Origin of the sequence: Hydrogenophaga sp. H7, assembly GCF_002025745.1 — a bacterium.
Classification (GTDB): Bacteria; Pseudomonadota; Gammaproteobacteria; order Burkholderiales; family Burkholderiaceae_C; genus Hydrogenophaga; species Hydrogenophaga pseudoflava.
In genome coordinates this window covers 266,110-285,421 of sequence record NZ_MCIC01000018.1, presented here as the reverse complement: position 1 = coordinate 285,421, position 19,312 = coordinate 266,110, and the positions used below count along the sequence as shown (strand labels likewise).

General features: G+C 68.5%; 19 protein-coding genes. 15 read left to right on the top strand and 4 right to left on the bottom strand.

Annotated features, from left to right (window positions below; genetic code table 11):
• Window positions 1-130 precede the first annotated feature (130 nt).
• Genes BC358_RS19055 through BC358_RS19030 form a run of 6 tightly spaced genes read left to right on the top strand, consistent with a single transcriptional unit; the run spans window position 131 to window position 5,395 of the window.
• Entirely contained in the window at window positions 131-775 is a 645-nt protein-coding gene (locus tag BC358_RS19055) for a DUF3305 domain-containing protein (RefSeq protein ID WP_079367033.1), read from the top strand.
• A complete protein-coding gene (locus BC358_RS19050) occupies window positions 772-1,572 on the top strand; it encodes a gamma-glutamyl-gamma-aminobutyrate hydrolase family protein (protein WP_066149644.1) in 801 nt (266 codons plus the stop codon). Before BC358_RS19055 ends, BC358_RS19050 begins: the two co-directional genes overlap by 4 nt.
• Complete coding sequence (locus BC358_RS19045) at window positions 1,569-2,222, top strand: DUF3306 domain-containing protein (RefSeq protein ID WP_079367032.1); 654 nt, start codon at window positions 1,569-1,571, stop codon at window positions 2,220-2,222. Before BC358_RS19050 ends, BC358_RS19045 begins: the two co-directional genes overlap by 4 nt.
• On the top strand, window positions 2,149-4,263 hold the full coding sequence (locus BC358_RS19040) for a 4Fe-4S binding protein (RefSeq protein ID WP_179130103.1): 2,115 nt from the start codon (window positions 2,149-2,151) through the stop codon (window positions 4,261-4,263). The genes BC358_RS19045 and BC358_RS19040 overlap by 74 nt, the downstream gene beginning before the upstream one ends.
• 5 nt (window positions 4,264-4,268) lie before the next feature.
• Window positions 4,269-4,886, top strand: a complete 618-nt coding sequence (locus BC358_RS19035; protein WP_066149649.1) for a molecular chaperone — start codon at window positions 4,269-4,271, stop codon at window positions 4,884-4,886.
• Window positions 4,887-4,912: 26 nt separating this feature from the next.
• Complete coding sequence (locus tag BC358_RS19030; protein ID WP_079367031.1) at window positions 4,913-5,395, top strand: DUF456 domain-containing protein; 483 nt, start codon at window positions 4,913-4,915, stop codon at window positions 5,393-5,395.
• A 27-nt stretch (window positions 5,396-5,422) separates the two neighbouring features.
• Here BC358_RS19030 and BC358_RS19025 read toward each other — a convergent pair whose 3' ends face one another.
• Together BC358_RS19025 and BC358_RS19020 are read right to left on the bottom strand one after the other, a co-directional pair.
• A complete protein-coding gene (locus BC358_RS19025) occupies window positions 5,423-6,226 on the bottom strand; it encodes a metallophosphoesterase (protein WP_079367030.1) in 804 nt (267 codons plus the stop codon).
• Window positions 6,223-7,170 carry a diacylglycerol kinase family protein gene (locus BC358_RS19020; protein WP_079367029.1) on the bottom strand — a complete coding sequence of 316 codons (948 nt, stop codon included), beginning with the start codon at window positions 7,168-7,170 and terminating at the stop codon, window positions 6,223-6,225. The genes BC358_RS19025 and BC358_RS19020 overlap by 4 nt, the downstream gene beginning before the upstream one ends.
• Window positions 7,171-7,434: 264 nt before the next feature.
• Between BC358_RS19020 and BC358_RS19015 the strand changes: the two genes are divergently transcribed.
• Window positions 7,435-8,004 carry an exopolysaccharide biosynthesis protein gene (locus BC358_RS19015; protein ID WP_079367028.1) on the top strand — a complete coding sequence of 190 codons (570 nt, stop codon included), beginning with the start codon at window positions 7,435-7,437 and terminating at the stop codon, window positions 8,002-8,004.
• Between the two features lie 24 nt (window positions 8,005-8,028).
• On the opposite strand, the gene BC358_RS19010 is transcribed toward BC358_RS19015, so the two are convergent.
• Both BC358_RS19010 and BC358_RS19005 read right to left on the bottom strand, forming a co-directional pair.
• Window positions 8,029-10,065, bottom strand: a complete 2,037-nt coding sequence (locus BC358_RS19010; protein ID WP_079367027.1) for a cache domain-containing protein — start codon at window positions 10,063-10,065, stop codon at window positions 8,029-8,031.
• Window positions 10,065-11,471: a sigma-54 dependent transcriptional regulator gene (locus BC358_RS19005; RefSeq protein ID WP_243721695.1), complete on the bottom strand. Its 1,407-nt coding sequence runs from the start codon at window positions 11,469-11,471 to the stop codon at window positions 10,065-10,067. The genes BC358_RS19010 and BC358_RS19005 overlap by 1 nt, the downstream gene beginning before the upstream one ends.
• 450 nt (window positions 11,472-11,921) lie before the next feature.
• On the opposite strand from BC358_RS19005, the gene BC358_RS19000 reads away from it, so the two are divergent.
• From BC358_RS19000 to upp, 8 genes are read left to right on the top strand one after another with little or no spacing between them, the layout of a single operon-like run.
• Complete coding sequence (locus tag BC358_RS19000) at window positions 11,922-12,140, top strand: formate dehydrogenase (protein ID WP_066149667.1); 219 nt, start codon at window positions 11,922-11,924, stop codon at window positions 12,138-12,140.
• 17 nt (window positions 12,141-12,157) lie between these two features.
• Window positions 12,158-15,118, top strand: coding sequence for a formate dehydrogenase subunit alpha (locus BC358_RS18995; RefSeq protein ID WP_066149670.1), 2,961 nt, complete (start codon window positions 12,158-12,160; stop codon window positions 15,116-15,118).
• 11 nt (window positions 15,119-15,129) lie between these two features.
• The gene (fdh3B, locus tag BC358_RS18990) at window positions 15,130-15,735 is read left to right on the top strand and encodes a formate dehydrogenase FDH3 subunit beta (RefSeq protein ID WP_066149674.1); all 606 of its coding nucleotides are present in this window, start codon (window positions 15,130-15,132) and stop codon (window positions 15,733-15,735) included.
• Entirely contained in the window at window positions 15,735-15,974 is a 240-nt protein-coding gene (locus BC358_RS18985) for a hypothetical protein (RefSeq protein ID WP_079367025.1), read from the top strand. Before fdh3B ends, BC358_RS18985 begins: the two co-directional genes overlap by 1 nt.
• Before the next feature lie 10 nt (window positions 15,975-15,984).
• On the top strand, window positions 15,985-17,193 hold the full coding sequence (locus BC358_RS18980; protein ID WP_079367024.1) for a formate dehydrogenase subunit gamma: 1,209 nt from the start codon (window positions 15,985-15,987) through the stop codon (window positions 17,191-17,193).
• A gap of 16 nt (window positions 17,194-17,209) precedes the next feature.
• Window positions 17,210-17,563 carry a hypothetical protein gene (locus BC358_RS18975; protein ID WP_079367023.1) on the top strand — a complete coding sequence of 118 codons (354 nt, stop codon included), beginning with the start codon at window positions 17,210-17,212 and terminating at the stop codon, window positions 17,561-17,563.
• Window positions 17,564-17,602: 39 nt separating this feature from the next.
• A complete protein-coding gene (locus tag BC358_RS18970) occupies window positions 17,603-18,481 on the top strand; it encodes a formate dehydrogenase accessory sulfurtransferase FdhD (protein WP_079367022.1) in 879 nt (292 codons plus the stop codon).
• A gap of 57 nt (window positions 18,482-18,538) precedes the next feature.
• Window positions 18,539-19,171 carry a uracil phosphoribosyltransferase gene (upp, locus tag BC358_RS18965; protein WP_079367021.1) on the top strand — a complete coding sequence of 211 codons (633 nt, stop codon included), beginning with the start codon at window positions 18,539-18,541 and terminating at the stop codon, window positions 19,169-19,171.
• Window positions 19,172-19,312: the final 141 nt, after the last annotated feature.

Genomic DNA, 19,312 nt, shown 5'->3' with positions numbered 1-19,312 from the left:
GGGAATGTGGGGTGTTGTTGTGCGAAAACTCACGCAGATTACACCGAGGCACGCCCTCCGTACAGGACGAACTGGTCATTCACCCCGCAGATACAGCCGTCCATCGCCTTGGCGTACAGTCCGTTGTCCTATGAATGCCGATGCACAAGTTTCTCCGACGCCATCCGGTCGTCCCTCTCTGCCGGTCGATGTGGTGATGCGGCGCGAGCCCGTCACGGGGCCGATGGCTCGGTGGCAGCGCTGGCGCTGGGTGCTGGCCGACGTGATGGCGGCCGGGGCCCCTGGCGAGGTGCCCGTGGGCGCCCCCGAGGCTGTGGCCGGCGCACCGCGCGAGGTCCAGCCGCTGCCGGGTGCGGTGGTGGTGGAGGGCGCACGGTACTGGCTGTTCAACGGCCTGCGCGCCACGCTGTACCGGGACGACGCAGAAGGCTATTTTCTGAACCTCAACAGCCCGTCGCCGTGCTTCTGGGTGTTCTGGCGCACCGACGATGCGCAGCTGATCGATGGCGAGCCCATGGCCGTGCCGCAGATCGCCACGCTCAGCTACCACGACGCTGGTCGCTGGCTTGATGCCCAGGAAAAGGTGGACCAGGTGCCCGCCTCGCCCGAGGTGGTCGAATGGCTGCAGGCCTTTGTGGCCGAGCACCACCATATCGAACCCAAGCGCCGCAAGCGGCCCGACAGCTTCAAACCACTGACCGACCGGTTCGGCCAGCCGGCCCGCGTGAGCACCGGCAAGGTGGGCCCGCGCCACAGCGGAGGAGAATCCAGATGATGCTTCGCATCGGCATCAGTGCACGCTTGCTGCACGAGCCCCCGCCAGGGCTGGGTCTGCCGCAGAAACGCCTGCAGTTCCTTGAAAGCTCCATGGCGCACTGGGTGATGGCCCATGGCGCGATCGCGCTCATGGTGCCATTCGTCGACGAAAACAGCCCCCACCTGGTCAACCGCGTGCCCGCAAGCGAGGTGGTGGACCTGCTCGACGGCCTGGTGCTGCAGGGCGGCATTGATGTCTGCCCCGAAACCTATGGTGGCACGCTGCTGCGGCCCGAATGGGCGGGCGATCCGGTGCGCGACCGCTACGAACTGGCCCTGCTGCGCGGCTTCATCGAGGCGCGCAAGCCGGTGCTCGGCATCTGCCGCGGAGCCCAGCTGATCAACGTGTACTACGGTGGCACGCTGCTGCAGGACATCCCTTCGCAGCGCCGCAGCCCGGTGCTGCACCAGGACCTGGCCCACTACGACCGGCTGCATCACGAGGTCCGTTTTGAACCGGGCCTGCTGCTCGACCGGCTGTACGGCTCCTCGGTGCACAGCGTCACCAGCATCCACCATCAGTGCGTGGACCGTCTGGGCGAAGGGCTGATCGTCGAGGCCCGTTGCCCGCAGGACGATGTGATCGAGGCCATCCGCGCCACCGGGCCGGGCTTCGTGCTCGGCCTGCAATGGCACCCCGAGTTCCACCTGCTGCCCGCCGAGGCCCGCCAGGGCCTGATCGACAGCGGTCCGCTGATGGAAGCCTTTCTGCAGGCCACACGCGAACGGGCGGACCGCCACCGCAAACCCGCATGAGTGCCGCTGGCGACGACGGATTCTTCTCGCGCTGGTCGCGCCGCAAGGCGCAGGCCCGCGCGGGCGAGCCACTGCCAGAAGCGGCCGCGCCCGTGGCTCTTCCCGCGCAGTCCGCTGCTGCGGCCCCCGCAGCAGCGTCTCCTGTGCCTCCCGAAAATGTGGCCGCTGCGCCCGCGCCAGAGGCCGCGGAAACCCCACCGCCGCCCACGCTGGAAGACACGCGCCACCTCACGCCGGCCTCCGATTTCCGCCGCTTTGTGGCCAGGGACGTACCGCCCGAAGTGCGCAATGCCGCCGTCAAGAAGCTGTTCGCCGACCCGCACTTCAACGTGATGGACGGTCTGGACATCTACATCGACGACTACTCCAAACCCAGTCCGCTGTTGGCCGCCGACATGGCCCGGATGGTCAGCGCCCAGTTTTTGAAACTGGTGGACGACCCCGAAGACAACGACACAAAGAAGCCCGTGAACTTGGCCTCCGAAGCCATTGCCACGGACGCCAGAGCAGAGCCTCCACCGGCCACAGAAGACACCCGCGCACCAGACGCGGCCGCACCCGAAGAGACCCCCCACGATGACCACGCTGATCTGCAACTGCAACCAGACCATGCCCCTGGACCCCAAGGCCCTGGGCCGGGCGCTGGATGAAGACCTGAGCCTGCACACCACGCTGTGCCGGCGCGACGCCCCCGCCTTCCAGAAGGCCTGCCGCAGCCGCGACGACCTGGTGGTGGCCTGCACGCAGGAAAGCCGGCTGTTCGGTGAACTGTCGGCCCAGACCGAAGGCGCGGTGGACCTGGACGTTCGGCCGATCCGCTTCGTCAACATCCGCGAAACCGGCGGCTGGGGCCGCGAGGCCCCGCAGGCCACGCCCAAGATGGCGGCCCTGCTGGCGGCGGCCCGTCTGCCCGAGCCTGAACCGGTGCCCACCGTCACCTACAACAGCGAAGGCCGCCTGCTGATCATCGGCCCGCTGGAGCGCGCCGAAGCCCTGGCTGCGCTGGTCAGCGACGCGCTGGACGTGACCCTGCTGCCCACGGGCGGCAGCGGCCAGCAGACGCGCCTGTACCCGGTGCTCCCCGGCCAGCTGCACCGCCTGCAGGGCTGGCTCGGTGCGTTCGCCGTGACGGTGAGCGCCAGCAACCCGATCGACCTGGACCTCTGCACCCGCTGCAACGCCTGCGTGGCCGCCTGCCCCGAAGGTGCCATCGGCCTCGACTACCAGGTGGACCTGTCGCTCTGCAAGGCGCACCGTGCCTGCGTCAAGGCCTGCGAGGCCGTGGGGGCGATCAACTTCCAGCGCGAAGCGCAGGAACGCGAAGAGACCTTCGACCTCGTGCTCGACCTGCGCGACGCCCCCGGCTTCACCCAGCACGCGCTGCCGCAAGGCTATGTGCACCTGCCGGCCACGGCCGATGCCCTGGCCCAGGTGCGCGCCGTTACCCAGCTGCGCGACCTGGTGGGTGAGTTCGAGAAGCCCAGGTTCTTCACCTACAAGCAGAAGATCTGCGCCCACGGCCGCAACCAGAGCGTGGGCTGCAGCGCCTGCGTGGACGTGTGCTCGGCCTCGGCGATTTCCAGCGACCTCAAGCGCAACCAGATCGTCGTCAACCCCCACCTCTGCGTCGGCTGCGGCACCTGCACCACCGTCTGCCCCACCGGTGCGATCAGCTACGCCTACCCGCGCGCCACCGAGCAGGGCGTCAAGCTGCGCACCCTGCTGGCCACCTACGCCAAGGCCGGCGGCCAGGACGCCGCCCTGTTGCTGCACAGCCAGGAAGCGGGCGCAGCGCTGGTCAACGACCTGGGCCGTCTGGCGCAGCTCGACAAGACGGTGCGCGGCGTGCCCGCCCGCGTGATCCCGCTGCCGCTGTGGCACACGTCCTCCACCGGCATCGACCTCTGGCTCACCGCGTTCGCCTACGGCGCCCGCCAGGTCTGGGTGCTGATGACCGGCGAAGAAGCGCCGCAGTACCACGAGGCCCTGCGCGAGCAGATGGCGGTGGCCGAATCCATCGTGCAGGCGCTGGGCTACAGCGGCCGCCACTTCAAGCTCATCGAGGTGCGCGACGCGCGCGACCTGCCGCTGCTCGACGCCGAGCTGGGCGAAGCGCCCGCGCAAGGCGTCACCAAGGCGGCCAGCTTCGCGGTGCAGCCCGAAAAACGCGCCACGCTCGACCTCGCGCTGGACCACCTGCTGCAGGACAGCGCGAACCGCACCAGCCGCACGAAGGATGCGGCCATCGCGCTGCCCGCCGCATCGCCTTTTGGCAGCCTGAACGTGGACCGCGACGCCTGCACGCTCTGCCTGAGCTGCGTCAGCGCCTGCCCGGCCAGTGCACTGCAGGACAACGCCGAACGCCCGCAGCTGCGCTTCATCGAGAAGAACTGCGTGCAGTGCGGCCTGTGCGCCACCACCTGTCCCGAAAACGCCATCACCCTGCAGCCGCGCCTGCTGCTCTCCGATGAACGCCGTCAGCCGCGAGTGCTGAATGAAGCACAGCCTTACCAGTGCGTGCGCTGCGGCAAGCCCTTCGGCACGCTCAAGGGCATCGAGGTCATGCTGGCCAAACTCAGCGGCCACGCCATGTTCCAGGGCGAGGCGCTGGAGCGGCTGAAAATGTGCGGCGACTGCCGTGTGGTGGACATCTACTCCAACCCGGGCGAGACCCGCATCTCCGATCTGTGAACGATATGAACGAACCGATCCCCGTGTCCTCCGCCCTCGACGAAGAAACCGCCCGCGCCGAGGTGTATGGCCTGCTGGCCGCGCTGTACTACGCGCCGCCCGGCCCCGAACTGCTGGCCCAGCTGCGCGTGGCCGTGACCGAAGCGCCCGCGGCCGGCGGCTTCCTCGAAGAACCGTGGCGCCAGTTCGTCGGCACCGTGCGCGACCTCAGCGACGAGCAGGTGGCGAACGAGTACGACGCGCTGTTCGGTGGCGTCGGCAAGCCCGAGGTCTACCTGTTTGGCTCGTTCTACCTCAGCGGCTTCCTGAACGAAAAGCCGCTCGCCGCGCTGCGCAGCGACCTGGCCGCCCTGGGTCTGGCGCGCGACGAGGCCATGCCCGAAACCGAAGACCACTTCGCCTGTGTCTGCGAAGTCATGCGCTACCTCATCGCCGGTGACGACGTGGAAGTGGCCAACCTCACCCAGCAGCAGAAGTTCTTCAGCGCCCACGTGCAGCCCTGGGTGCCCGCCATGTGCGAGGCCATCAGCGCCCACCCCAAGGCCCGGTTCTACGCCGCGCTGGCCGGTTTCACGGCGGCCTTTGTCAGCGTGGAGTCGCAGGGTTTTGATCTGATGGTGTGAGCGTGACCACCCACTGAAAGCCCGCCTTGGAAATCACCCTGCTCTGGATTCTGTGTGCCGCCCTGATCGTGGCGGGCCTCGCCGGCACCGTGCTGCCGGTGTTGCCGGGCACGGTGCTGGTGTGGGCGGGCATCGTGCTGGGCGCCTGGATCGACGACTTCCAGCGCGTGGGCACGACCACCCTGGTGGTGGTGACGGTGTTGGCCGCGCTGGCCTGGGTGCTGGACTACGTGGCCGGGCTGCTCGGCGCCCGCAGGGCCGGCGCCAGCCGGCAGGCCCTGCTGGGCGCGGCCATCGGCACCGTGGCGGGCCTGTTCATGGGCGTGGTGGGTGTGCTGTTCATGCCCCTGGTGGGCGCGGCGCTGGGCGAGTACCTGGCGCAGAAAGACCAGACCCGCGCGGTCCGCGTGGGTGTGGCCACCTGGCTGGGCATCATGCTCGGTCTGCTGGCCAAGGTGGTGCTGGCTTTCATCATGGTGGGCCTGTTTGTCGCGGCGCTGCTGATCTGAGGCGCGCCGCCGGCGCATAGCCGGTGCTCAGGCGCCGACGGGTTCGCGGTCGGGCTGCAAGGTGGTGGCGAGCGTGCGCGCAAAGGTTTGCTCGCGAACCAGGAAGTCCCAGCGTTCGACGCGGCAGCGCTCCTGGGCCGGCGCCCAGCGCACGATGTTCACCGAGTTGGGCACCCCGGGCCGCAGGCGCGAGGACACGGCGGTGCCCGCCTGCACCACCCACAGCCGGCGCGCCTGCCCGTGCAGCGCCAGTGTGTAGGGCAGGTGGATGTGACCTCCCAGCAGCAGATCGGCCCCGGCCTCGGCCCAGACCCGCAGGGCCTCGTCGTGGCCGCGCAGCAGGTGGGGGCGGTCGCGCGGCTCGGTCACGGCCAGCGGCTGGTGCACCACCACCACGCGCAACTGGCCGGGGTCTGCAGAGCCCAGCAGTCTGGCCACGCGGTCGATCTGCGCAATGGACAGGTCGCCATTGCGGTGGCGCCAGGCCCGGGTGGTGTTCGCACCGATGACCAGCCATTCGGGCGCTGCGATCACCGGTTCGAGGTCGGCGCCGAAGGCCGCGGCATAGCGCGCGTAGGGCCGGGTCAGGCGCTCCCGCAGGTCCAGCAGCGGAATGTCGTGGTTGCCGGGGATGGCCAGCACCGGCGCGCCCAGCCGGTCGACGAAGGCCCTGGCCGCCTGGAATTGGGCCGGCCGGGCGCGCTGGGTGATGTCGCCCGAGAGCACCACCAGGTCTGGTTGCTGCTGCGCGGCCAGGTCCAGCAGCGCGGCCATCACGGGCGCCTGCTCGGTGCCGAAGTGGGTGTCTGAAATGTGCAGCAGCACGCTCATGAATCGGCCTGCAGCAGGTAGAGCGGCTGTTCGAGCACGCGGAAGTCGATCGGTGCGCGCATGCGCGTCACCTCACCGTCGAAGGCCACCATCACCTCCCGGCGGCCCGGCAGCAGCCGCGGCCGGGCCACCAGGTGGTGGAGCTCGAAGCTCTCGACACCAGCGGCTTCGCCCAGGCGGCCCATGGCGCCGTGCAGCAGCAGCCCGAGCATGGACAGGGTGCCGATGGGGCGCAGCATCAGCGCGGCCATGCTGCCGTGCCCGGGCGTGCCGGCGATGGTGTCTGCCGGGTGGGCGCCGAACTGATCCAGCTGCAGTCGGTTGTTGCCCACGAACAGGGTCAGGGTCTGCACATCGCGGACCTGGTCGCCCTGCTCGATGTGCAGGCGCAGCCGGCGCTGCGCACGCAGCAGCGTGGCGCAGGCCGCGACAAAGGCCACCCAGCGGCTGCGGCCGAAGCGCGCCTTGTAGGCCTCGCGGTCCTGCAGCAGCTCGGGGTAGATGCCCAGGCTGGCATTGACCAGGAACACCCGGTCGTTGATGGCGCCCATCTGCACCGGCTGCGGGCGGGCGTCCATCAGCAGCTGTGCCGCTGCGGCCGGGTCGGTGGGAATGCCATGGGTCCGGGCGAAGTAGTTGAAGGTGCCATAGGGGATCACCCCCATGGCGCAGCCGGCCGCGTGCGCCGCCTGGGCCACCGCATTGAGGCTGCCGTCGCCGCCCACGGCGACCACCGCCGAACGCTGTTGCACCGCGGCAGCCGCGGCCCGGGCCGCCACGCGCGGCAGCTCGGCCGGCTCACAGACCAGCAGTTCGCCCCGCCGACCGCGCGTCGCCAGGGCCGACTCGATCACGGCCCGTTTGGCGTCGACGTCCTGGGCGCCGGCCCCGGCATTGATGACGAACAGCAGCGGTGAATCGGGGTCGAAGGGGGGCACCGGCATGGTTGCGAGAGGGCGAAAGGACAGAGTGTGAGTCGGCACGGCTGCGCGGCGTTCAGTTTTTTTCGATCGACGCGTTCGGCCCAGGCTCCTTGCACCGCGCACCGCCAGCGGGCACAGTGCGGGTGTTTTTTCCTTCAGCGAGACCATGCGTCTCCTGGATCCCGCATGCCAGGCCAGCCATCCCCAACCCCGACACCCTCCGAGCTCCGCAAGGACCGGCGCCGCGCCACCGTGGCGCGGATTGCGGACGCTCATTTGTCCGCCATGGGTGGCACCCTGGCCGACACCATCGGTCACGACAGCCGGCAGCGCCTGGTCTGGCTGGCGCTGCTGGCCATGCCCCTGCTGTTTCCGGTGGCGCTGCCGGGCATGGGCTCGGCTGTCGGGGTCTTCTGTCTGGTGATCGCCTTCGGTCTCTGCGCCGGCCGGTCGGTGCCCCTGCCCGCTTGGCTCGGTGAGCGGACGCTGAACGACCGTGTCCGGGAACTGCTCACCCGCATGCTCGCCCGCGTCATCCATCTCATTGCGCGTCTGGGGCGGCCCCGGCTACTGGGCCTGAGCCACCACTCCGCGCGCTGGGCCAACGGCCTGATGCTGTCGGTGGCGGGGGTCTCCATGGTGGTGCCGGTGCCCGTCATCAGTTTTGACAACGTGCTGCCCGCCCTGGCCATGGTGCTGACGGCCTGGGGCCTGCGCCTGCGCGATGGCCTGATGCTGCTGGCCGGGCACGTGGCGACGCTGGTGGCCGCCGCGTCGGTGGTGCTGCTGTGGTGGGGAGGCTCGCAACTGGTGGTCGACCTGCTCACGAGACTTGGCGTCCCCGCCCTGCTGTGACCGCGTCGGGCGCCCGCGCCCGCTTCATCCGCCGGGTCGTCCGTCCCGTGTGTTCACCGCCGCCGGCGCCTGTGGCTCGGTCAGCAGCCGCACGCTGAACACGGCACCGCTGTGGCCATCCTCCCGGTTCCCCGCGACGATGCCGCCGCCGTAGCGCTCCACCAGCCCCAGGCTGATCCACAGGCCCAGGCCGTTGCCGTCGTTCTTGGTGGTGAAGAAGGGCCGGAACAGGCGCTCGGCCACGCCCGGTGCCAGCCCCGGCCCCGAGTCCTGCACCTGCAGCAGCGCACCGCACGCGCCCTGCTCGTCGGTCCAGTCCCGCGTGACCAGCCGCAGCGTGCCGCCCTGCGGCATGGCCTGGATGGCGTTGATGAGCAGGTTGATGATGACCTGCTGCAGCTCCTGCCGGTTCAGGCCCACGCGCTGCGTGGCCTGCAGGTCGCGCACGACCTTGATGCGGGTCTGCGCCAGCAGGTGCGCCACCAGCACCAGGCTGTCGTGCACGGTCTGGTTGAGGTCCAGCGTCTCCACGTAGCCGGCGTACTCGGTGGGCCGCGCGTACTGCAGCAGCTGGGTGACGATCAGGCGCATGCGCTCGACCTGTTCGTCCAGCAGCCTGAACTCTGCTGTCACCGGCTGGGCCTGCGGGCCCAGGGTGTCGCGGATCAGGTCGAGGTTGCCCTGCATCACCGCGATCGGGTTGTTGATCTCGTGCGCGATGCTGGCCGTGAGCTGGCCGATGGCGGCGAGCTTTTCGCTCTTGACCAGTTGCTGCTGCGCCAGCCGCAGCGAGGCGTTGCTCTCCTCCAGTTCGCGCGTGCGCTCGGCCACCTTCTGGTCCAGCTCTTCGCCCCAGCGGCGCAGCGCGGCGGTGTTCTCGTCGATCACGTCCAGCAGCTGGTCCAGGTGGCCGGCCAGGGCACCGAGCTCGTCGCGCGCCGGCAAGGTGCCCACACGGGCCGCGGCCTCGCCATCCTCCACGCGCTGCATGGTGCGGTTCATCTGCTCCACCGGTTTGAAGATGCTGCGCGCCCAGCGCACCGAGAACCAGGCCGACACCGCCATCACCGCCAGGAAGATCAGGCCCATGACGGCCAGCATGGCGTGGCGCACCCAGCGGAAGGGCGACTCCAGGAAACCCACGTAGAGCATGCCCACACGCTGTCCCGCGGCGTCCAGCAGCGGTTCGTAGGCCGAGACGTACCAGTCGTTGACAACAAAGGCGCGGTCCAGCCAGGTCTCGCCCTGTCCGAGCACCCGGTCGCGCACGGTCTGCGACACGCGGGTGCCGATGGCGCGCTGGTCCTGGAACAGGCGCACGTTGGTGGTGATGCGCACGTCGTCGAGGAACAGGGTGGCGGTGCCCTCGCTGCCGAAGGGCAGGGCGCCTTCGGGATAGACGATGCGGTTGATGTGGTCGATGAAATCCAGGTTCTGGTTGAGCAGCAGACCGCCCACCAGCAGGGCCTGAGGCTGGCCCGCGGCGTCCCGCACCGGCTGCAGCGCCAGCAGCACCAGGGCGCGGTCTTCCGTGGCGCGGGCATCGGGCGCGGCGTTGCGCGTGCTCACCAGCGGGATGTGCAGGCGAGGCAGCAACCGCGGGGCGAGGGCCGCGAGTTCGTCGCGCGAGAGGCGCACGATCTGCGCGGACCTTGCGGGCGTCGTCGCGGCCGTTTGCAGCAGCGACGCCACACCGGCGGGCAGGGTGGCGCTCGGGTCGTCCTGGCGCATGAGCAGCAGGAAGTCCAGCCCCAGCTCCTGCCGGTCGGCCGCCAGGCGTGCGGCCAGGTCACCACCGGCCATGGCCTGCAGCAGGCGCTGCGAACGCGCCACGCCGCGCGTGCCGCTGCCCACCTCGGCCAGGGTCTGGTCGAAGTAGCCGCGCGCCACGGCCAGATCGCTGCGCACCTTGGTGATCAGCAGCCGGTCGTAGGTGACGCTGCTCCACACCGCGATGGCCAGCACCAGGAGGGGGAACACCACCAGCAGCGGCAGCAGCGCCATGGCCAGCAGCTTGTTGCGCACCGAGGTGGCGAGCCAGTGCGGCGTGGGCAGCTTCATCAGCGGCCGAACGCCTGTGAGCCATGACCCCACTCGGCCACGCGCCGCTCCAGCGTGCGGCGCGACACGCCCAGCAGTTCGGCCGCGCGGGTCTTGTCGCCCTGCACCGAGTCGAGCACGCTGAGGATGTGCTGCTTCTCGAGCGTCGCCAGATCCATGGGGGCCCCTGCCTCGGTGCCGGCGCTGCGCACAGGGTCCCCGGGGTAGAGGGCCGAGATGTTGAGCGAACCGAGGATGAGCGAGCGCTCGATCAGGTTGCGCAGCTCGCGCACATTGCCCGGCCAGTCGTACTGCGCGAGGTAGTCGAGCTCCTGCGCACTGATCGCCAGCGGCGCCACGCCGAGCGCGGGCGCGAGCTGCTCCATGAAGTGCTGCACCAGGGCCGGGATGTCGGCCTTGTGCTCGCGCAGTGGTGGCAGGCTCAGCTCCACCACCTGCAGCCGGAAATACAGGTCCTTGCGGAAGCGGCCCGCGGCCACCTCGTCCGCCAGGCGGCGGTTGCTCGCGGCCATGATGCGCAGGTTCAGCGGCACCAGCTGTTCGCTGCCCACCGGGCGGATCTTCAGGTCTTCGATGGCCCGCAGCAGCGTGGCCTGGATCGGCAGGGGCAGTTCGGCCACTTCGTCGAGGAACAGCGTGCCCCCCTGTGCGTAGTGGAACAGGCCCTCGCGCGCCCGCGCAGCGCCGGTGAACGCGCCGCGGGCGTGGCCGAAGAGTTCGCTCTCCATCAGCTCGGGCGAGACGGCGGCGCAGTTGAGCGGCACGAAGGGGCCGTTGGCCCGCGGGCCGTTGGCGTGCAGGGTGCGGGCCACCAGCTCCTTGCCGGTGCCGGACTCGCCCTGCAGCAGCACGGTGCTGTCCACCGGTGCCACGCGAGCCACCGAGGCGCGCAGCCGCTGCATCGCTTCGGACGCGCCCACCAGCGCCTGGTTGCGGCCGTTGGAGCTGGCCACCGCGCGGCGCAGCACGAAGTTCTCGCGCCGCAGCCGCGAGCGCTCGAAGCAGTGCTTCACGGCGTTGAGGATCTGGGGTACGCGGAAGGGCTTGAGGATGAAGTCCGACGCACCGGCGCGCAGCGCCTCGATGGCGGTGTCCAGGTCGGCAAAGGCCGTGATCAGGATGACCTCGCCGCTGAAGCCCTGCTCGCGCAACTCCTTGAGCCAGGTCACACCGCTCTTGCCGGGCAGCGAGATGTCGAGGATGACCAGGTCGGCGTGGTGGCCGTGCAGCCAGTCGGCGCCTTCCTCGGCGCTGGTGGCGCTCATCACGAAGTGGCAGCGTGGCGCCAGCGTCTTGACGAGGAAATTGAGCATGCCCTGCTCGTCGTCCACGACCAGGATGGACCAGTCGGGCCAGCCTTCAAGGCCTTTGTCGGGGGAGGAGATAGGCGCAGGTGAGGTGTCCACCCGGCGGCATTCTACGGAGGAGGTGGAGCAATTCACTCGGATATTGGCGCCGATCCGACAACGTGGCCCACCGGAGCAGCGGTGATGGTGGGATGTGGGTCGCGACAAATTGTCGCGACTGGCCTCGACAGCTTGTCGGCGTGATGGGCGACTGCGGTGCCTGAGGTGCGGGTATTCCCTTGAATTCGGATGTTTCAAGGGCGATCAAGCGCCCCGGATACCGTCACAGGTGCTGGTGTCGGGTTGGCATGGTTCTCGCTGGGTTGTCGTCGCTTTCATGCCGGCGCAAATGGGGCGCGTCGGCCGGGTTGTCAACCCGCTCCGGCGCTGAGGGTCGGCACATGGCGTCGGCTTGCGCCGGCACTGGGCCTTGGTTAGATTCCACATATGCAAAAAGTCCACATGATGTGCCGTGCACGCCAGCCGGACGTCGTTCCACAGGAGACACGCATGAGCAAGCCCCAACCCGAATCCCGCGGCCGCCTGAGCCGCCGCACGCTGTTTGCGGGCGCTGGCACCGTCGGTGCGCTGGCCGCTGCGACCAGCCTGTTGCCCTCAGTGCAGGGCACGCCCGAACCCGAGGCTGCCGCCCGCCCGGCTCCCGAGCGGGGCGGTGGCTACAGCCTGACCGATCACGTCAAGCAGTACTACAAGACCACCCGGATCTGAACCCGAGGAGCCCCACGATGTTGCTCACCAAAAAAACCGCGGGCGCGGCCGCCACTGGCCGCAGCCACGCCTTTGTTCACAGCCTGCAGCGCGGCCTGGCGTCGGCGCTGCCCACCATGGACCGCCGGTCCTTCCTGCGCCGCTCGGGCCTGGGTGTCGGCGTCGGCATCGCCGCCTCGCAGCTGACCCTGGTCAAGAAGGCCAAGGCCGCTGCGGGTGGCTCGATCGACGGCACTGGAAAAATCGAGGTCCGCCGCACCGTCTGCACCCACTGCTCGGTGGGCTGTGCGACCGACGCCATCGTGGAGAACGGCGTCTGGGTGCGCCAGGAGCCGGTGTTCGACTCGCCGATCAACCTGGGATCGCACTGCGCCAAGGGCGCGGCCCTGCGCGAGCACGGCCACGGTGAATACCGCCTGCGCTATCCGATGAAACTGGTCGACGGCAAGTACCAGAAGATCAGCTGGGACCAGGCGCTGGACGAAATCACCGCCAAGATGAAGGCGCTGAAGGAAGCCAGTGGCCCGGATTCGGTCTACTTCATCGGCTCGTCTAAGCACAACAACGAACAGGCCTACCTGCTGCGCAAGTTCGTGAGCTTCTGGGGCAGCAACAACTGCGACCACCAGGCGCGCATCTGCCACTCCACCACGGTGGCCGGCGTCGCGAACACCTGGGGTTACGGCGCGATGACCAACTCGTACAACGACATGCAGAACAGCAAGTGCGCGTTGTACATCGGCTCCAATGCGGCCGAGGCGCACCCGGTGTCCATGCTGCACATGCTGCATGCCAAGGAGAACGGCTGCAAGATGATCGTGGTGGACCCGCGCTTCACCCGCACAGCCGCCAAGGCCGACGAATACGTGCGCATCCGCTCAGGCACCGACATTCCCTTCCTGTTCGGGCTGCTGCACCACATCTTCAAGAACGGCTGGGAAGACAAGCAGTACATCAACGACCGCGTCTATGGCATGGACAAGGTGCGTGAAGAGGTGCTGGCCAAGTGGACGCCGGCGGCCGTCGAAGAGGCCTGCGGTGTCAAGGAAGAGCAGATGGCCAAGGTGGCCAAGATGATGGCCGAAGCCAAGCCCGCCACCATCGTCTGGTGCATGGGCCAGACCCAGCACTCGATCGGCAACGCCATGGTGCGTGCATCCTGCATCCTGCAGCTGGCGCTGGGCAACGTGGGCAAGAGTGGTGGCGGCACCAACATCTTCCGCGGCCACGACAACGTGCAGGGCGCCACCGACGTCGGCCCCAACCCCGATTCGCTGCCGGGTTACTACGGCCTGGCCGCCGGCTCCTGGAAGCACTTTGCGGCCGCCTGGGGTGTGGAGTACGACTGGATCAAGGCCCAGTACGCCGAGGGCATGATGGAAAAGCCCGGCATCACCGTCTCGCGCTGGATCGATGGTGTGCTGGAGAAGAACGAGCTGATCGACCAGGAGAACAACCTGCGCGGCGTGTTCTTCTGGGGCCACGCGCCCAACTCGCAGACCCGCGGTCTGGAGATGAAGCGCGCGATGGACAAGCTGGACCTGCTGGTCGTGGTCGATCCCTACCCCTCGGCCACCGCGGCGATGGCCGCCATGCCCGGCAAGCCTGAAGACCTGAACCCCGACCGCGCGGTCTACCTGCTGCCGGCGGCCACGCAGTTCGAGACCAGCGGTTCCTGCACCGCATCCAACCGCTCCCTCCAGTGGCGCGAGAAGGTGATCGACCCGCTGTGGGAGAGCCGCAGCGACCACATGATCATGTACCAGTTCGCGCAGAAGCTGGGCTTCGACAAGGAGCTGTGCAAGAACTACAAGATGCAGCAGGTCAAGGGTCTGGACGAGCCCGTGCCCGAGGACATCCTGCGCGAGATCAACCGCAGCGTCTGGACCATTGGCTACACCGGCCAGAGCCCCGAGCGCCTGAAGGCCCACATGCGCAACATGGGCGCCTTCGACATCAAGACGCTCAAGTGCAAGGGCAAGGTGGTGGACAAGGAAACCGGCTACGACATGTCCGGCGACTACTTCGGCCTGCCCTGGCCCTGCTACGGCACGCCCGAGATCAAGCACCCGGGCTCGGCCAACCTGTACGACACCTCCAGGCACGTGATGGACGGTGGCGGCAACTTCCGCGCCAACTTCGGCGTCGAGCGTGAAGGCGTGAGCCTGCTGGCCGAGGACGGCTCGCATTCGCTGGGTGCCGAGATCACCACCGGCTATCCCGAGTTCGACCACCTGCTGCTCAAGAAGCTGGGCTGGTGGGACGACCTGAGCGATGCCGAGAAGGCCAAGGCCGAAGGCAAGAACTGGAAGACCGACCCGACGGGCGCCATCATCCGCGTGGCCATGGCCCACGGCTGCCACCCGTTCGGCAACGCCAAGGCGCGCGCGATTGTCTGGAACTTCCCCGACGGCATCCCTCAGCACCGCGAGCCGATCTACGGCATCCGTCCCGACCTGGTGGCCAAGTACCCGAGCCACGACGACCAGAAGAACCGCTGGCGCCTGCCCATCCTCTACAAGTCGCTGCAGCAGAAAAACGTCGAGGACAAGGTCCACGAGAAATTCCCGTTCATCATGACCTCGGGCCGGCTGGTCGAGTACGAAGGTGGCGGTGAAGAGACGCGTTCCAATCCTTGGCTGGCCGAGCTTCAGCAGGAGATGTTCATCGAGCTCAACCCGGCCGCTGCGGCGGCGCGCGGCATCCGCAACGGCGAGCGCGTCTGGGTCAGCACCCCCACCGGTGCGCGCCTGAACGTGCAGGCCCTGGTGACCGAGCGGGTGGACGAGCACACGGTGTTCATGCCCTTCCACTTCTCCGGCCGCTGGCAGGGTGAGGACATGAAGGCTTACTACCCGGCCGGCGCCATGCCGGTGGTGCGCGGCGAGGCCATCAACACCGCCACGACCTACGGTTACGACATCGTGACCATGATGCAAGAAACCAAGACGACGGTCTGCAACGTCGAAAAAGCATAAGGAGACGCGCGATGGCACGAATGAAATTCATCTGTGACGCCGAGCGCTGCATCGAGTGCAACGGCTGCGTCACCGCCTGCAAGAACGAGCACGAGGTGCCCTGGGGCGTGAACCGCCGCCGCGTGGTCACGCTCAACGACGGCGTGCCGGGCGAGAAGTCGATCTCGGTGGCCTGCATGCACTGCAGCGACGCGCCCTGCATGGCGGTCTGCCCGGTCAACTGCTTCTACCGCACCGACGAAGGTGTGGTGCTGCACGACAAGGATGTCTGCATCGGCTGCGGCTACTGCAGCTACGCCTGCCCCTTCGGCGCCCCCCAGTTCCCCAGCCAGGGCACCTTCGGTGTGCGCGGCAAGATGGACAAGTGCACCTTCTGCGCCGGTGGCCCGGAGGAGCACGGCAGCGAAGCCGAGTTCGAGAAGTACGGTCGCAACCGCCTGGCCGAAGGCAAGCTGCCGGCCTGCGCCGAGCAGTGCTCGACCAAGGCCCTGCTCGCGGGTGACGGCGACGTGGTGGCCGACATCTTCCGCAGCCGCGTGCTGCGCCGTGGCAAGGGCGCCGAAGTCTGGGGCTGGGGCACGGCCTACGGCACCGCACAGGGAGGGACCAAGTCGTGATGCGCAAGACCCTGACGATCCTCGGGCTGCTGGCGTCCGCCACGGTCCTCTCCGCCTGTGGCGAGAAGCCCAAGGAAACCACCGGTGTGCGCCAGGACACCGCGCCGTATGCCGGCGTCGGCAAGAGCCAGTACCAGCAGCCGGGATGGACGGTCGGCGACAAGGCCAGCTGGGAGCAGCAGCTCAAGGCGCGGGCCCAGTACGGCATGAACGACTACACCCGCGTCAGCTCTCAGTGAGGAACCGCGCATGAGCCAACCTACCTTTGCCCGACTGCGCGGCTGGGGCGTGGCGCTGTCGCTGGCCGGGACGCTGGGCCTGGTCCACGCACAGGCCGCCAGCACCCCGCCCGACGATCCCGCACCGCCCGCCACCCAGCAGGCGGCCCCGGCCGTGGGCGGCGTCAAGAGCGCGAACATCTTCGAGATCGCGCCCGACGCCAGCTCCGACCCGAACTACGCCAGCCAGACCAATGCCCAGCGCAAGCTGGTGCAGCCCGGCAACAACGCGCCCATGTGGCGCGATGTGGGCAAGGGCGTGACCGGCTACAGCAGCCTGCCGGTGACGCAGGCGCCCGAGGCCGGCAACCTGATCCAGCCCTTCGTGCAGTACCCGGGTTCGCGTCTGACGACCGCGGGCGAGGCCTGGCGCCAGGTGCGCAACGACTGGCTGATCCCCTACGGCGGTGCGCTGCTCTTCATCGTGCTGCTGACGCTGGCGATCTTCTACAAGACCAAGGGCCCGCTGGGCGGCCACCTGCCCGACACGGGCCGCAAGATCGAGCGCTTCACCCCGTTCGAGCGCGCCGCCCACTGGTCCAACGCAGGCGCCTTCATCGCGCTGGCGGTTTCGGGCATCGTCATGGCCTTCGGCAAGTTCTTCCTGCTGCCGGTGATCGGCAGCACGCTGTTTGGCTGGCTGACCTTCGCGCTGAAGAACGTGCACAACTTCGTCGGTCCGCTGTTCGCGGTGTCGCTGCTGATCATCGTGATCACCTTCATCAAGGACAACATCGCCAACGCCGCCGACTTCGTCTGGCTCAGCAAGGCCGGTGGCATGCTGAGCGACAAGGAAGTGCCTTCGCACCGCTTCAACGCGGGCGAGAAGGGTCTGTTCTGGTGGGGCGTGACCATTCCCGGCATCGTGGTGGTGGGCTCGGGCCTGTTCCTGGACAAGCTGCTGCCGGGCATGCTGTACCTGCGTGGCGACATGCAGATCGCCCACATGCTGCATCTGGTGTGCGCACTGGTGATGATGACGCTCATCATGGGCCACATCTACATGGGCACAGTCGGCGTCAAGGGCGCCTATGGCGCCATGAAGACGGGCTACGTGGACGAGGCCTGGGCCAAGGAACACCACGAGCTGTGGTATGACGACGTCAAGGCCGGCAAGATCCCCGCCCAGCGCAGCAAGTCCGGTCCGGCCGCACCGCTGCAGGCGCCCGCCAAGGCCTGATCCCGAGGACGACATGATGAAGAAGACATTCCTGCTGATGGCGCTGGTCGCCTTGTCCACGGCCGCGCTGGCCAAGTTGCCCGCCCCCGTGCTGGACGACGCCGCCAAGGCCAAGGCCGAGGAGGCCAAGGCCAAGACCGCACACGCCGGCAAGGTGGACGCCTACAAGCTCTGCCTGTCGATGGACAAGGCGGCGGCCAACCACCAGAAGACCCTGGCCGCCGCGGGCAAGGCGGCCAAGCCGGCCACGGCCACGCCGCCCTGCGCCGATCCGGGCCCCTTTGTCTGGCCGGCGCCGGCTTCGGCGGCGGCTCCTGCAGCCCCGGCGGCGCCCGCACCTGCCGCGGCAGCCCCTGCCAAGAAGTCCTGACGGCTGTCGCCGCCCGCGCGGCGGCGTATCCTCGACCGCATGAACCTGGCCGATCTGCCCCACGCCGTCGCTCCCGACCAAGCTGCTGCGCTGCGGCCGCGCCTGACGCAGGCCAATGCCGACCTCACCCGCGAGGTGACGGTGGTGGACGAGTCCGGCCAGCCGCGCGCCATCCGCATCCCGGCCGAGCGCGACCTCACGGTCTACGTGGACAAGCGCGAGCTGGTCACCCTCATGACCCTGGGGGCCAACCCCGAATGGCTGGTGCTGGGTTACCTGCTCAACCAGCGGCTGGTGGGTGGCGTGCACGACATCGAGTCCATCACCGTCGACTGGGACGTGGGCGCCGCCGCCGTGGTGACGCGCGCGGGCATCGACCGCATCGAGGAGCGCACCGCACGCCGCGTGGTCACCACCGGCTGTGGCCAGGGCAGTGTGTTCGGTGGCCTGATGGACGATGTGGACCGCATCGTGCTGCCGCCGCAAGCCACGCTGCGTCAGTCGCAGCTGTACGACATCGTCAACACCATCCGGCTGCACGACAGCACCTACAAGACCGCCGGCTCGGTGCACGCCTGTGCGCTGTTCGTCAACGAAGACCTGCAGCTGTTCGTGGAAGACGTGGGCCGCCACAACGCGGTCGACACCATCGCGGGCTGGATGGCCCTGCAGCAGCCGCTGCCCGCAGGCGAAAAGGTGTTCTACACCACCGGCCGCCTGACCAGCGAGATGGTCATCAAGTCGGCCCAGATGGGGGTGCCGGTGGTGGTTTCGCGCAGCGGCATCACCGAAATGGGACTGCACGTGGCCCAGCGCGTGGGCCTGTGCGCCGTCGGCCGGGCCACGCACAGGCGCTTCCTGTGCTTCTCGCACCCCCAGCGCATCGTCTTCGACGACATGCCGCCCCCCGCGGCATAAACTTGCGGCAGCGCCAGCCCAGGGTGGCTGGCCATTCATTTTTTCGAGTCCCCGTTCATGAGCCGCGACGTCCACATCATCGATCACCCCCTGGTCCAGCACAAACTCACGCTGATGCGCAAGAAGGACACCAGCACCAAGAGCTTCCGCGAGCTGGTGCACGAGCTGTCGGCGCTGCTGGCCTACGAGCTCACGCGCGACATGCCGATGCAGTTGATCGAGATCGAAACGCCGCTGGAGAAGATGATGTCGCCGGTGATCGACGGCAAGAAGATCGTGCTGGCCTCCATCCTGCGCGCCGGCAATGGCTTTCTGGACGGCATGCTGCAGGTGCTGCCCGGCGCCCGCGTGGGCCACATCGGCCTGTACCGCGACCCGGCCACGCTCAAGGCGGTGGAGTACTACTTCAAGATGCCCAGCGGCATGGAAGAGCGCGACGTGATCGTGCTCGACCCCATGCTGGCCACCGGCAACTCGGCTGTTGCCGCGGTGGACCGGCTCAAGGCCACGAACCCGCGCTCGATCCGTTTTGTGTGCCTGGTCACCTGCCCGCAGGGCATCAAGACCTTCCACGACGCTCATCCTGACGTGCCGATCTACACCCCGGCGGTGGACCGCGAGCTCAACGAACATGGTTACATCGTGCCGGGTCTGGGCGACGCGGGCGACCGGATCTTCGGCACGAAATAAGGTCCACCCCCATCGCCGGCTCACTGCGTGTAGCCGGCTCCGCCCCTCAAGGGGCAATGCCTGCGGGCCGGCGGAGCCGGACCCACGGCATTCTCGACGGGAATGTGCGCCCCGGCTGCGTTTCATGCTTATCCATACGGA